The organism is Streptomyces sp. NPDC044106, from assembly GCF_056433985.1.
Genome location: NZ_JBWKFZ010000002.1, coordinates 482,687 through 495,230, shown reverse-complemented (window position 1 = coordinate 495,230; position 12,544 = coordinate 482,687). Strand labels below are relative to the sequence as shown.

Here is a 12,544-nt window from a genome sequence, read left to right as displayed (position 1 = left end):
TGCCCTGCATCTGGGGTTTGATCTCATCCTGCCGGCGTCAGTAGGGCGTGGACACGCGAATGTGCACTGTGCGTAGCCGATGGGGTGGGCGAACTGTTGCTCGTCCCATGGGCAGACGCCGAGGACCTGCCCCTCGCTGCTATGGGCGCGACCGCCTTTGAGGTTCATCGCTTGGTGGCGAGGTGTTGGAGGGTGCGGGTGGCGGCGTGTTCGCCGGAGCGGAGGGCACCGTAGGTGCTGGAGGGGCCGAAGTAGTCGCCGGCAAGCTGGATGCGGGGATCCCGGGTGCGGTGACGGGCGTTGAAGGCGCGCAGGGCGGCGTAGCCGCCGGGTGGGCGGACGACGAGGGCGGGGTCGCGGCGGGTGATGTGACTGGTCAGGACGGTATCGTCGATCTCGGGGAAGACGGTTGCGGCGGCGGCGATCGCTTGCTTGGTGATGGTGGTGTCGTCGGCGTTCCACCAGCGGTCGGTGAATTCCTGGCGGGGGTGGAGGGTGATGAGGCCGCGGCCGTCGTCCACGCGTCCGGGGATCTTGTTGTGGTGGAGTTCGATGCCGACCAGGGCGGGGTGGGCCTGTTGGGACAAGAAGAGCGCGAACGCCTCCTCCCGGGGCGGGCGTTCGAGGCCGAGCGAGATGACAAGCGCGCGGGAGTAGGGGACGGAAGTCAGGTAGTGGCGGTCCTGTGCGTCGAGGGTGGGCAGTAGTCCGGGGGCTTGTGGGGCGGGTACGGCGACCACCACGACGTCGGCGTGTTCGGTGTGCTCGCCTTGCCCGGCGGACCTCCAGGTGACCGTGACGCCGTCTCCGTTTGAGTGGGGTTGGGCCTGGGTGACGTGTGCGTTCATCTCCACGGGCACACGCTGAGCCAGGGTTCGGGTGAGCAGTCCGGCCCCTTGGGGGCTGTTGAAGTGCGGGACGAGGAGTTTGGCGGTGTAGAAGAGCATGTCGGCGGCGGCCAGGTGGTCGGGGGAGGCAAGGACGATGCCACCGCCGAAGAGGGGCTCGACGAGGTGGTCGATGGCTTCCTGGGTGAGTCGGCGCTGGGCGTATTGGGTGGCGCTGAGGGTGTCGAGGTAGGTGTTCTGGTCCATGGTGTCCCAGTCGAGCCGGCGCCGGTGGGCGAGGAACGTCGGCAGGGCTCTGAGGAGGGCGGCCTTCGTGCGTGTGCCGAGGAGCCGGGTGCTGAGCAGGTCGGCCCTGGAGTCGGTGCGCAGGCGGTGGACGGTGGTGTCGCGTTCGAAGCCGCACAGGGTGTTGGAGGGGCCGTACTGGTGGGCGAGGCCGAGCTCGTCGATGAGGCGGAGCATGCCGGTGTAGTTGCGGCCGAGGATGCTGGCACCGGTCTCGATGCGGAAGCCGTCATGGTCGAGGGTCTGCATGCGTCCGCCGGGGACGCTGTCGCGTTCCAGGACGCGGACGGTGAGACCGGCCTGGTGGAGGCGCCATGCGGCGGTGAGGCCGGCGATACCGGCGCCGACGACGATGACGCGGGCTGTGCTGGGTGTGGTGGGAATGGTGCGCTCCTTCAGGGACGGGTGCGGAGCAGGTGCTGGAGGTAGGGTTCGATCGCTGCGGCGCTGCCGTCGATCCAGCCCGCGATCGCGCGGGCCAGGTGTTGCTGGGACTCGGTGAGCGTGGAGTCGGCCCGGAGGCGGGCGTGGTCGGTGTCGAAGCGGTGCTTGTGCCCGGCGTGGAGGACGACCGTGGCCCGGTAGGCATCGGGCAGGGTCAGCCCGTATTCGTGGGCCAGGACGGTGACGGCGTTGACGGGGTCGCCCTGCTCGTGTTCGGTGGCGTGCCCGAGGAGGTCGTTGGCCAAGCCGCCGATGAGGAAGGCGAGTTCGGCAAGGCCACTCAGGGCGGCGGGCAGCGGCTCGCTGGGCGGTGGCATCCCCGGTGCCAGCCGGTGCAGGTACAGGGGGTGGCCACCGGCAGTGTGGGTGCGCCCGCGCAGGTAGGCATCGAGCGTGGGCGTCTTCCCCGAGGTGCGCCAGGGGCCTTCGCTCGCGCAGCTGTTCAAGTAGTGGCGGAGCCCCTCGGCGAGCTGCGGCAGCAGCTCTCGCCCGCCGCGTCCTGCGGTGGCGGTGATGTCCGAGCGGACGGCGGCCAGGGATGTGAGGTGGAGGCAGGGCGGCACATCGGGGTGCGTACGGCCGGACAGGAGGAGGCCGGGAAGGTCCCACGCCAGGTGCTCGGTCAGCCGGTCGGGGTGTTCGGCGACCGTGTCGTCGAAGTGGAACACCCAGGCCAGATAGCGGGTGGTGAGGCGGGCCACCGGCGTGGGCGCCTCGGGCATGCAGCAGCCCACGAGATGGCCGATGCGCCGACGCTTCAGCGCCTGGCCGCCGTCCGCGCAGAGTCCGGCATGCACCGCCCAGGACCGTACGTCGTCCTCCAGTTCCTCGCTCGCGGGGTGCCGGGCGGTGGGTGGGGACAGTCTGAGGAGGTGGCGGTGCGCGTAGGCGGCGAGGCCGGTGTTAGTTTCCGTGCGCGGGTGGTTCACGCGCCGAACCTCCGGTCCCGTCCGGCGAAGGAGGCGAGTGCGGCGTCAAAGGACGCCTTGTCGAAGTCCGGCCACAGCTGCGGAGTGAAGTACAGCTCGGCGGGGACGCTCTGCCACAGCAGGAAGCCGGACAGGCGCTGTTCGCCGGACGCGCGCAGGATCAGATCGCACTCGGGCTGCCCCCAGCGCTCCAGTTGTCTACCGACCGCCTCACCTGCGAGGGCCCCGGCTCCGCCCTCGTCCAGCAGCGCGCGAACGGCGGCCATGATCTCCTCACGGCCGTCGTACGCCACCGCCAGGTTGACCCGCAGCCCGCCCGCCGGACCGGCCGTGCCGCGGTCGCGGCGGGTACGGCCGGAGAGCGCCGAGAGTCCCAGGTCTTCGAGGTGCGCGGGCGAACCGAGCACATTCAGGCCCCACCCGTCGTGGCCGGTGAGAGCGTGCGTGAGTTCACCGATCGCATCGACCATGACCGGCAGCTCCTGCCGCTTCGCGGCGTTGTCCAGCGACAGGGCCCACACCGTGACCGTCTCCACCCCGGCCCGCTCGCACCACTGCAGCACCTCGACCGTCTTGGCCGCACCGCACCGGTAGCCCTCCAGCATCGGCACCCCGTGCAGACGGGCCCACCGCCGATTGCCGTCCGGGACAATCCCCACATGGCGGGGAACCGGCCCGCTCACCGGGCATCCACCAAGTGGCCTTCGGCTCCCGACAGGGCAGGCGCTGTCCGGCCCGCCAGGTGCCCCAGAGCGAGCAAGGTGAAGATGTCCCCCAGGACAGGAACGGTGAACACGAACGGCCGGGGCCCGATCGAATCCGGCCGCACCCCCACCAATCCACCCTCGCCCTGCGCGGCGGCCAGGAACGACGCGGCCGCGATCGCGGGCTCCGGATCGTCCTGCCCACATACGGCGATCAGCCCGTACGCGGTACTGATGACATCACTGGGCTCGCCCTCCTGCTGCCCCCAGCCCCCGTCCCCGTTCTGCTGGGAGACCACCAGTCGCCTGCTCCGTTCCACCATGCGCCGCGTCTGAGGCGACGGCTCGTACCCGGGACGGGAGGCGGCCAGCAGCACCCGGAAGACCGTGTGCAGCCGACTGCTGCTCCAGTCGGCGGGGAACGCCCCGTCGTCCCGCTGCTCTTCCGCCAGATAGCGCAGGCCACCGGTGATCAACTGCCCGTACGGTGCCGGGCGCACGGTGAGGGCGTCCACGACCGCCGCAGTCATGCACGCCTCGGACGGTGCGCCCGCCACATAGGTGGGAAAGCCGCCGTCCGCCCCGGCCACCGCCACCAGCGACCGCAGCCCGCTGTCGATCTGTTCCCGGTAACGCGTGTCGTCGGCCAGGTGCAGGAACTGCACGGCCACCGAGGTGTCGTCCACGTCCGTCTGACACGACACATCGGTGAAGGACCAACCGCCCGCAGGCTGCTGACGCTGTACCAGGTAGGCGGCCAGCCGGTTCAGCACCTCCTGCGGGGCCCCTGCGGTCGCCAGCGCCACCCCGGCGGTCGCAGTGCACCAGGTGTCGGTGTCCGTCACGAACGGCAGCCCGCCATCGGGTCGCTGGTGCGCCAACAACCGGCGCACTCCCTCCGCAACAACCGCACCGGTGCCGGGAAGCCGGGACAGCGCGTGCAGCACCGACAGATGGATGAGGACGTTGCCCTCCCACACGTGCGGACGGCGCTGCGTGTCCAACAGCAGCCGCACGTCTTCATCGCCGACCCGACCCGCGTGTCCCATCGCACCGGCCAGAACCACCTTCACGGCCGTGACCTGGATGGCAGCCCAGCTGTGCAGCCCCGGCAACCCGAAGGCCGCCTCGTCCCACTCCGGCAAGAACGTTTCATCAATCATGGCCGCAAGGGCATGCAGCAACGCGCGCTTGCGTACCGCTGTGAAGCCCGGGGCGGCTGCGAGCACCTCCCCGACGAACAGATCGCCGACGGCGATCCCCCTCCGCGCCAAAGCCGCAGCGAGCAGCACCCGCTCCACCCCCGTCGCCGACGCCTGCGCACGCAGGAAGCCGCGCAAGGCATCGGCAGCCTCAACATCGTGGCCAGTACGTTCCAGCAGCCGCAGCGCCAGTACCGACTCCAGGACACGGCTGCGGCACCCGTCGCGGACCGCGCCGTCCGCCCCCACCCTCGCCGACAACGACCACATCAGCCGCCCACGCGCCTGCGCAACCTCCGCCGGAATCAACTCGGCGGGCCAGCGGCCTGCCTCGGGCATCGTCCACAGCCTCAATTCGACATCCCCATTCCTCCGCAGTGACGACAGAGCACTGCCCCAGGCGACAGCCGCCCAAGAGAACCGAACGCGACTTCAGTGAACAAACCACCCCAGTGAGTGAGAGGAACCGAGCATTCGTTGCCCAGGTCAGGTGTGAACAGGTGAGTTCGGCACCCCGGTCGGATCCCAGCCGATCCCAGTACCCCCAGGGGAGCGCGGAGCGGGTGCGGATGGAACGCGAGCCCTGCCCGAGCGGCCTGTCGGATGAAGCCTGGAAGCTGATCAGGCCGATCATCACCGTCTGGAAGTCGAAATCACCCTTCGGTCAATGGGCACGAGGGCCAGCACGGTCTGTGAGTCCAGTGTGAGTGGCCAGTCCACTGGCCGCTGTCAGTCCAGCAGGACGGCGGTGGGAGCCTCGTCGGCGCAGCGTACGAACCGTGTGGTGACCTGCCAACGCTCGGGATGCGTAGACGAACTCGGTCGTAGCAGCGGCTACAGCGTTCAAGGGACAAGGCCGTGAGACGAATCGGCCGTGCCCTTCTAGTGAGACGACCGGGAAGTCCCAGCTCACCGCAACGGAACGGGAAATTCCGATTGCGGACCTACAGCCGGGGACGAACGGCATTGCAGGACTTTCCGGTCACGTGCGTAGAGGACCGCTGGCTCCACATCACCGTCGACCAGATCACCGACCGCGTAGGAGCGGAGATCACGCCGGCCGAACGCGACGCCCTCGTAGCGGAGCTGGGCAAGCGCCTCGCGGACGCCGAACCGTTCGACATCATCATCGGATCGCTTGAGTCGTACGCAACCGGAGTGATCGCCGACGTCCATCCCGATGAGCCCCTCAACGACCTCCACACCACCGTCCGCGACGCGATCCAGACGGTGCGCGGGCCCCACGCGACGGGCTACCCCACCAAGGTCCCGCACCTCACGCTCGGATACGCGGCCGAGGAATGCGGCTTCGACCAGGTCCAGAGGAAGCTGCGCAACGGAGTACGCCCGGGACACGCCCCGATGCGGGTGGACGCCGTTCACCTCGTGGACGTCACCGCGGACGCGCAGGCCAAGACAATCACGTGGGACCACGTTGCGACGATCCCGCTGGGCGGCGGCAGCTGAAGATCGCCGCTCAGCCCGCCGGACGTCAGCGGGCGTTCTCGCTCGTCTGATGCAACTCCCAAGGGTTCGCGTACGAGATCGTGAGGTACTGAAGCCCCCATGGGCAGCGCACCGCGTCGTCGCCCCGGACCGTACGGATGGCCTCACGGACGGCACGGTGGAGGGCGGCGAGCGGTCGTCCGGATGGAGGTACGCGACCACCCCCGTACACCAGAGGACTGCCCACGGTAACGGTGAAGGGGGAGACGCTGCCGTCTGCTTGGCCAGCTCGTTCTTCAGGGCCTGCCGTTCGGCCGGCGTGACCTCGGCGGCGAGCTTGCCGCCCAGCTGGTAGAGCGTGATGTGGAACCACTCGTCCCCGACGCGGGTGAGCGGATCGTCCTTGGTCGCGGTGCGTGCGCCCCGCAGGTCGGCGAGCTCCGGGTTGGCGCCGAGATCTACGGGAACGTAGGCGTGGACAAGGGACGGCGCCGCCCCTGCCTGCCAAGTCTTCTTGCTCTGCTGAAACTTGAACGGTTCCATGAGGAGCCAATGCGCCGGCCGCGTGCCAGCCAAAGAAGTTAGAGAGAGGACACAACGTCGTGCTGCCCCTCAACAGGCTATTCCGTGAGTTCCATTGTTCGACTGCACCATCAGCAACAGGTCGACGCGCCTGGACCAGAACGGTCTGACCTGGGCTTACTGACCTTTTCGGGGTGTTGTCGTCGGTTGGTGGGTCAGCTTGAGTCCGGTGCCAGTGAGGCAGCCGTCGATGAGTTCGGGGTGGCGTTGGACGTGCCGCAGACCGCGGCGGAGGATGCGTTCGAGGTGGTCGTCGTCCGTGAAGGCGACGTTGGCCAGCCGGCCGCGCCGCAGCAATGACCAGACGCCCTCCGCCGGGTTCAAGTCCGGTGCATAGGAGGGGAGATAGATGATGGTGAGCCAGTCGTGGTCGGCTGCGTACTGGCGCATCCCTGCGGTCCGGTGCGTGTTGAGGTTGTCCCAGATGAGGACGATGGGGGCCCTGAGCTGGATGTGGGCGCGCACGATGAGGTCGCGGTAGTCGGTCCAGGCAAAGCTGTTGCGGCCTTTGCCGCGGAACACACGACGTGCTGGCCCGCTGGTTCGGCGTGGACCGCTCCACCATCACCATCACCATCACCATCGGCGAGGTGCAGCTGCGGACCCTGACCGAGATCGCGGAGCAGCGTTCGAGCTTCTTCCTGTTCCCAGCCGCTTCGCGCCAACGGGCCGGGCCGAGAGCCCATGGAGAACACCATGCCGGGGTGACCTCATCATGTTGCCATCTCCCCGGCATGCTCCGCACCGCGCGCCGGGAGTCAGCTCCCGAGGACTAGCGTCTGTCCGGACCGGCTCCTGGCCCCCCTGAGCTTGTCGTCCGGTTACACCCCTTCTGAGATGCGAGGACGTCGGGACTACTAGAACGTACGGGTACGCTTGTCGGTTGACGGCTCTACTTGCTCGTCAGTCCCATGCGTTGAAGAGAACCCCGCCCAACGTGGTGATGCCGTGGGACCGGATCTCACGCCACTCGCCCTGTGTGAGCACTGAGGTGTCCACGTCGGAGAGGTGTGTGGCGAGTTGCTCGCTGCTCAGGACCGAGAAGCCCGCGTCGGTGAAGGCGTGGGCCCACGACGGCGGCGCGAGGAACTCCTCTCCGTTTCAGTCCTGGCGTGCCTGTGCGAAGGCGATCCAGGGATGATGTGCGTGACACAGGACGATGCTCTCGCCTGTGCGTCCGACGACGGTTGCTGTGTGGAAGGTCCGGGGATACGCCTGCTTCTCCACCTCGCCTACTGCGACTCCGGCGAGGCGGGCAGCGGGATACAGCACGGCGCGAAACGCCCGCAGGTCAGTCTCCGGGAGCGGGCCGTCCTTCGGCCGGAAAAAGCCTGTGGCCCCCCGCGGCAGCGTGAAGCCGATGTTTCCGTCGTTCATGCCGCTCATTTTGCCTTGCGGATTGCGCATCGGTTGTCGCAGATGCGGTGAGCTGCCGGCTCATGCCGCGTATCGGGGTTGGGCGGCCCGCCTTGTCGAGGAGGATATGCCTCGCTGGTGGCGGAGACTCCCCGGATCATCAACCACCTCGGTCCGCTCCTCGCACTATCGATACTCCACGGCCCACCAGGTCGACATCGACGCCGATACCCGCCCGGTCGGAGCGGACCGCGTACTCCAGGGCGAGACTGCAGGGGCAAAGCGCAACGCCTGGGCAGATCTCGAACCTGCCGGCAGCCGCGCCACCGACCTGCGGCGCCTGGGCCACCGCTCCTCCGGTTCTCCAGATCTTCAGATGTCTCACGAGACAGCGGGCGCGTGAAAGTGGTCCCGTCCATCGCCTTCGGCGTGCAGCAGGTCCTGCAGGGCTACACCCAGCATGGCGAGGACCGTCGTCCGGTCGTCAGTCCGCACGAGGGCGAGGAGTCCCAACGGTGACGATGCCGACGCCGCCGCCCGGCCCGAAGGGCCCGACGCAGGCAGGCCGGCGGCATCACCCTCGAACAGCTTGAACGCAGCATGGGCTGGTCTCGCTCCAAGCTCAGCGAACTCCTGCGTGCGGTAGGCCGCTACCCGCGTCTTCGTACGGGTGGCCGGCGGTCACCGCTGGCGTCCTCGCCGCCGTCGGTGCCGTCGGTGCCGTCGGTGCCGTCGGTGCCGTCGGTGCCGTCGACGCTATGCAGCTACAGGACGCGCTCTCAACGAAGTTGCGAGTTATTGCGGAGGGTCACCCAGCACGTCGATCGTGTCCCGGGTGGCCGTGCGGGCGACGTCGCCGTACATGGCCATCGACGCGAGGCCGGCGAAAGCCTTCGCGTAGTCGGCGAGCTCGCGCGGCTGCGGCACCTTGGTCATTCCCTCGGCCACGAGTGCGTACCTCAGCGGGATGCTGCGCCCCCACGCCCAGTGACCGCGCCCCTCTGTGCTCCCTGCTCCCCGCTCCCTGCTTGATCGCCATATCTCCGACAACCGCGCGCGGTCCCGCCGAGAGCTGTTCCGGCGGGACCGCGCCGCAGGTCAGCCCTCGACGGCCTCCAGGAAGTACTCGTAGGAATCCAGGTCGAGACTCACATCGGCAAGCCGACCGAGTGCGGCCGCCTGGCTCTCCTCAAGGGGGTACACGTCGACGAGACAGTCGGCCGGGATGCCCACCACGTCGGCTGCAGTCTCCAGGCCAATTGCCGAGACATCCAACTCCCGCTCAGGAGAGTCGGAGTCCTTCCTGTAGACGGTGATCAAAATCTTCACGGGGTTACCTCTCGTGACTTGTCCGCGGGCTTTGTCTCGGCGCCCGTGGTGGGGTCGTACTCGCCGAGATGTTTGCCTCGCTTGCTGTACTTCTCGACAGTGCCATGCTGGGAGTCCCATTCATAAATGTTGCCCTTCGGGTCCTTCCACCGCTTGCGAAGACCGCCACCGCCCTGGACGGGCGTCTTGGGCCTGACTTTGCTCGCTCCCGGGAATGCGGGGAGGTCAGTCGGAGCACGCACCGGGCCGGGGTCCGTCTTCCTGGTGACGCCCCCCTTGCTCTGAGCGTCACGCAGTGCCGCTCTGAGGCCCTCGTCGATGCGGCCGATGCCGTCGGCGGACGTGAACGCGCCGCCGACCACCAGCGTCGTGCTGGCCGCGATGGCCGGAGCTCCGGCGAGACAGCCGACTCCGGTGATGCACAGGGCCCCGCCGCCGACGTCGCCTGACGCTCCGCCCACCATCATCACGACACCCAGTGCCGTTTCACCGGCTCCCGCCCAGACGTCGGGGTTGGAGAGGATCGACGTACCGTAATCGACGACGGTTCCCGCAGTGTCGACGAATGTGTGAGCAGCGCCCTTCAGCCAGCCGGGCACCCAGCTGTCATCCTCGGCTGCGGCGGCCTCCTCCTCTACGTCGGCCTTCTTCCGGGCCTCTTCCGCCGCCCGCCAGGCGGCCTCTTCGGCTCGCTGTTTCACGACGGCCGCTTCAAAGGCTTCCCTCGGCGAAACCCCGTACGGCGTCTTCCCGGTACAGCCGGGCAAGATCTGGATCGACGGCCGCTATCTGCAGTCGACGCCCAGCGACGACGTGGACTTCGCCTTCCTCCACGTCGGCCCGAACGCCCGGGGCCAGCTCCTGGAGGACGCGACCGGCCGGGGGAACACGCTCACGATGGTGGACTCCGCTCGTCTGGCGCGCAAGAAGGTGACGGTCGCCGGATACCCCGGCGGCAAGAGGACTCCGTTGCAGTGCACCAATGACACGACCGCGTTCCACGGCCGATTCATGGAGATCCAGTGCGACGGATTCCGTACGGGGGTCAGCGGAGGCCCGTTCCTGGAGAACTTCGACGGCCGTCGCGGAAGCCTCGTCGGGGTCATCGGCGGTTACAAGACCGGCGGGCTCTACGACCACATCTCCTACACCTCGCAGTTCGACGACGATGTGTTCCGCCTCTACCGGCAGGCGGTCGGCGACGCGCCGCCGGACGAAGCAAGCGTCCTCGGCGACGCCAGGAACTGGCAGCGCGCAAAGGCCATGACCGCCGGACGGTTCCATACCGCCTCGGTACGCGACGCAATCAGCGACCTGGTCGTCCGCAGGAGCGACGGCGAAGTCACCCTGTACCGCGGCAACGGAAAGTTCGGATTCGGCAAGCAGGTCCGGCTGATCGGGCCCAACGGCACCTGGAAGCACGCCGAGGTGATCACCGCCGGGGACTTCACGGGCTCCGCCGCGTACGACCTCTTTGTACGGTGGTCCGACGGTGAACTGACCCTCTACAAGGACGTCGACGAGAACACCAAACTCCGCAACGAAATCCAGCTCCGGCGCCCGAACAGCCTCTGGAAGAACGCGAAGACCATCACAGCCGGTCACTTCACGTCAGCCGGCAGCAAAGCCGACGACCTGGTGGTCCGCTGGTCGGACGGCGAGCTCACGCTCTACCCCGGCGTCGACGCGAAGGGCACGCACACCGAGCGGAAGCTCATTGCCCCGAACAAGACCTGGACGCACGCGCGGGACATATCGGCAGGCAGCTTCGGCAACTCCTCCTCCGGACAGGATCTGTTCGTCCGCTGGTCCGACGGCGAGGTCTCGGTCTACGAGAACATCGCCGCCAAGTCCCTGAGGTCCGAACACCGGCTCCGCCCCGCGGGCTCCCCCTGGCGCCAGGCAACCCTGAGCACCGTCGGCGCCTTCGGCGGCGGCACCGCCCGCGAGGACGACGTCATGGTCCGCTGGTCGACCGGAAAGCTGGCCGTGAACGCCGACACCACCCCCAGCTCCCTGTCCCGTGAGCACGCCCTTGTCCCCAACCCGGGTGGCTGACGCCGTCGCTGACGAGGGCAGGTTCATGGTCCGAGCTGTGCCCGCACGGTCCGGGGACTGTTCTGGAGATGCCTTGGGTTCGGTCCTTGAGATCCCGTCCGATCGAGTCGATCGGACGGGGTCTTGCGGTTTTCGGGGGCAATTCGAGGATCGGCCCGTCTGCATGATCTCGCCCTCGCCGGATAGGCGACGGGCTCACCCAGTGGCTACCTGCCGATCACACGGGTCTGCAAGATCACTTACGGGACCAGCTTTTGAGCAGCACCTCCGATGCGCCAGCCTCCGTGCCACCACCGCCCGCCGCGACGGCACTACCTGAGGAGAATCCGGGGAGTATCGACGGCGCTGGGGCCGCCAGGGACGCGCGCACCCCCATCGATCGACGCAGGGCAGCGCCATCAGGTGGACAAGCAGGCCGAGGACGAGCTCCTCGACCCGCGAGCGCTGGCCCTTCCCGACTGGGAGACGCTCGTCGAGCTTGCTGACGCACTCGTGGCTGCCTCCTACGGCCAGTACCGCGGTTGGGGAGAGGTCGTCCTCTTCGCCGCGTGTACTGCCGCCCGCATCGGCGAGGTGTCCGGCTGCCGCGTCGGGGACATCGACACCACGAACTGGATCTGGACCGTCCGGCGCCAGACCACCCCCGCTCCCGGTGGCCTCGTCGACAAGGGCACCAAGGGCAAGCGGGCTCGCCAGGTCCCGATCATCGAGGAGATCCGCCCGCTCGTCGCCCAGCGCGTTCTGGCCGCCGGCCCCGATCCTGGGGCTCGCTTGTTCACCGGACCTCGGGGCGGCCGTATCTCCACTGCGGTCCTGCGTGACGCCACCCACTGGGACGACGTTGTCCTCAAGCTCGGGTACGAGCACTTGCGCCGCCATGGCCTCCGGCACACCGGACTCACCTGGTTCGCCGATGCCGGAGTTCAGGTGCACGTCCTGCGCAAGATCGCCGGGCACGGCTCGCTGACCACCACCCAGAGGTATCTGCACCCCGACGTGCACAAGATCACCGCTGCGGGTACCGCTCTCTCGGCCCACCTCACCGCGCTGCGCGCCCCGCGCTCCCTGCCGAGCCCGATCGTGGTCACCCGCTGACACGGTCAAGGGGCCTGGTCCCCAGCTGGTCCCCGAAAACGATCAAGGGGCCGTTTCAGATTACTCTGAAACGGCCCCTGATCTGCGACTCTTACGAGTCGGGACGACAGGATTTGAACCTGCGACCCCTTGACCCCCAGTCAAGTGCGCTACCAAGCTGCGCCACGTCCCGATGCCCGTGTGACCTGGGGTTTCCCCTGGCCGAACGCGCACCGAAACAATACCGCACTCTGACCGGTGATCGCTCACCCCTTTCCCGGGGCCGG

The 12,544-nt window shown here is 68.3% G+C and carries 10 protein-coding genes, 1 tRNA gene and 3 pseudogenes; 4 read left to right on the top strand and 10 right to left on the bottom strand.

Annotation, left to right across the window (positions count from 1 at the left end; all coding sequences use genetic code 11):
• Positions 1–164 precede the first annotated feature (164 nt).
• From AC07DI_RS04985 to AC07DI_RS04970, 4 genes are read right to left on the bottom strand one after another with little or no spacing between them, the layout of a single operon-like run.
• Positions 165–1,487: a protoporphyrinogen/coproporphyrinogen oxidase gene (locus AC07DI_RS04985; RefSeq protein WP_478902301.1), complete on the bottom strand. Its 1,323-nt coding sequence runs from the start codon at positions 1,485–1,487 to the stop codon at positions 165–167.
• Positions 1,488–1,528: 41 nt separating this feature from the next.
• Positions 1,529–2,506, bottom strand: coding sequence for a terpene synthase family protein (locus AC07DI_RS04980; protein WP_478902208.1), 978 nt, complete (start codon positions 2,504–2,506; stop codon positions 1,529–1,531).
• A complete protein-coding gene (gene uppS / locus AC07DI_RS04975; protein ID WP_478902299.1) occupies positions 2,503–3,165 on the bottom strand; it encodes a polyprenyl diphosphate synthase in 663 nt (220 codons plus the stop codon). Before uppS ends, AC07DI_RS04980 begins: the two co-directional genes overlap by 4 nt.
• Before the next feature lie 20 nt (positions 3,166–3,185).
• Positions 3,186–4,751, bottom strand: coding sequence for a prenyltransferase/squalene oxidase repeat-containing protein (locus tag AC07DI_RS04970; RefSeq protein ID WP_478902207.1), 1,566 nt, complete (start codon positions 4,749–4,751; stop codon positions 3,186–3,188).
• A 627-nt stretch (positions 4,752–5,378) separates the two neighbouring features.
• Here AC07DI_RS04970 and AC07DI_RS04965 point away from each other — a divergent pair.
• Positions 5,379–5,879 carry a 2'-5' RNA ligase family protein gene (locus tag AC07DI_RS04965; protein WP_478902206.1) on the top strand — a complete coding sequence of 167 codons (501 nt, stop codon included), beginning with the start codon at positions 5,379–5,381 and terminating at the stop codon, positions 5,877–5,879.
• 678 nt (positions 5,880–6,557) lie between these two features.
• On the opposite strand, the pseudogene AC07DI_RS04960 reads toward AC07DI_RS04965, so the two are convergent.
• Positions 6,558–6,947 (bottom strand): annotated as a pseudogene (locus tag AC07DI_RS04960) (transposase); the annotation flags it as partial.
• Between the two features lie 20 nt (positions 6,948–6,967).
• On the opposite strand from AC07DI_RS04960, the gene AC07DI_RS04955 reads away from it, so the two are divergent.
• Positions 6,968–7,216 carry a hypothetical protein gene (locus AC07DI_RS04955; protein WP_478902205.1) on the top strand — a complete coding sequence of 83 codons (249 nt, stop codon included), beginning with the start codon at positions 6,968–6,970 and terminating at the stop codon, positions 7,214–7,216.
• 325 nt (positions 7,217–7,541) lie between these two features.
• On the opposite strand, the gene AC07DI_RS04950 is transcribed toward AC07DI_RS04955, so the two are convergent.
• The 4 genes and pseudogenes from AC07DI_RS04950 to AC07DI_RS04935 form a co-directional block, all read right to left on the bottom strand.
• A complete protein-coding gene (locus AC07DI_RS04950; RefSeq protein WP_478902204.1) occupies positions 7,542–7,817 on the bottom strand; it encodes a hypothetical protein in 276 nt (91 codons plus the stop codon).
• Positions 7,818–8,591: 774 nt separating this feature from the next.
• Positions 8,592–8,726 (bottom strand): annotated as a pseudogene (locus AC07DI_RS04945) (transcriptional regulator); the annotation flags it as partial.
• A 168-nt stretch (positions 8,727–8,894) separates the two neighbouring features.
• Positions 8,895–9,125 carry a DUF7683 domain-containing protein gene (locus tag AC07DI_RS04940; RefSeq protein ID WP_478902202.1) on the bottom strand — a complete coding sequence of 77 codons (231 nt, stop codon included), beginning with the start codon at positions 9,123–9,125 and terminating at the stop codon, positions 8,895–8,897.
• A complete protein-coding gene (locus tag AC07DI_RS04935; RefSeq protein WP_478902201.1) occupies positions 9,122–9,892 on the bottom strand; it encodes a colicin E3/pyocin S6 family cytotoxin in 771 nt (256 codons plus the stop codon). Before AC07DI_RS04935 ends, AC07DI_RS04940 begins: the two co-directional genes overlap by 4 nt.
• Positions 9,893–9,938: 46 nt before the next feature.
• Here AC07DI_RS04935 and AC07DI_RS04930 point away from each other — a divergent pair, with 46 nt between their 5' ends.
• Both AC07DI_RS04930 and AC07DI_RS04925 read left to right on the top strand, forming a co-directional pair.
• Entirely contained in the window at positions 9,939–11,183 is a 1,245-nt protein-coding gene (locus AC07DI_RS04930; RefSeq protein ID WP_478902200.1) for a hypothetical protein, read from the top strand.
• Between the two features lie 408 nt (positions 11,184–11,591).
• Positions 11,592–12,278, top strand: a pseudogene (locus AC07DI_RS04925) (tyrosine-type recombinase/integrase); the annotation flags it as partial.
• A 98-nt stretch (positions 12,279–12,376) separates the two neighbouring features.
• On the opposite strand, the gene AC07DI_RS04920 reads toward AC07DI_RS04925, so the two are convergent.
• Positions 12,377–12,450: transfer RNA gene (locus AC07DI_RS04920), tRNA-Pro, on the bottom strand.
• Positions 12,451–12,544: the final 94 nt, after the last annotated feature.

Bases quoted from the DNA above. Each gene is read 5' to 3' on its own strand.
- AC07DI_RS04970 (WP_478902207.1), bottom strand. From the start codon at position 4,751: ATGCCCGAGGCAGGCCGCTGGCCCGCCGAGTTGATTCCGGCGGAGGTT.
- AC07DI_RS04950 (WP_478902204.1), bottom strand. From the start codon at position 7,817: ATGAACGACGGAAACATCGGCTTCACGCTGCCGCGGGGGGCCACAGGC.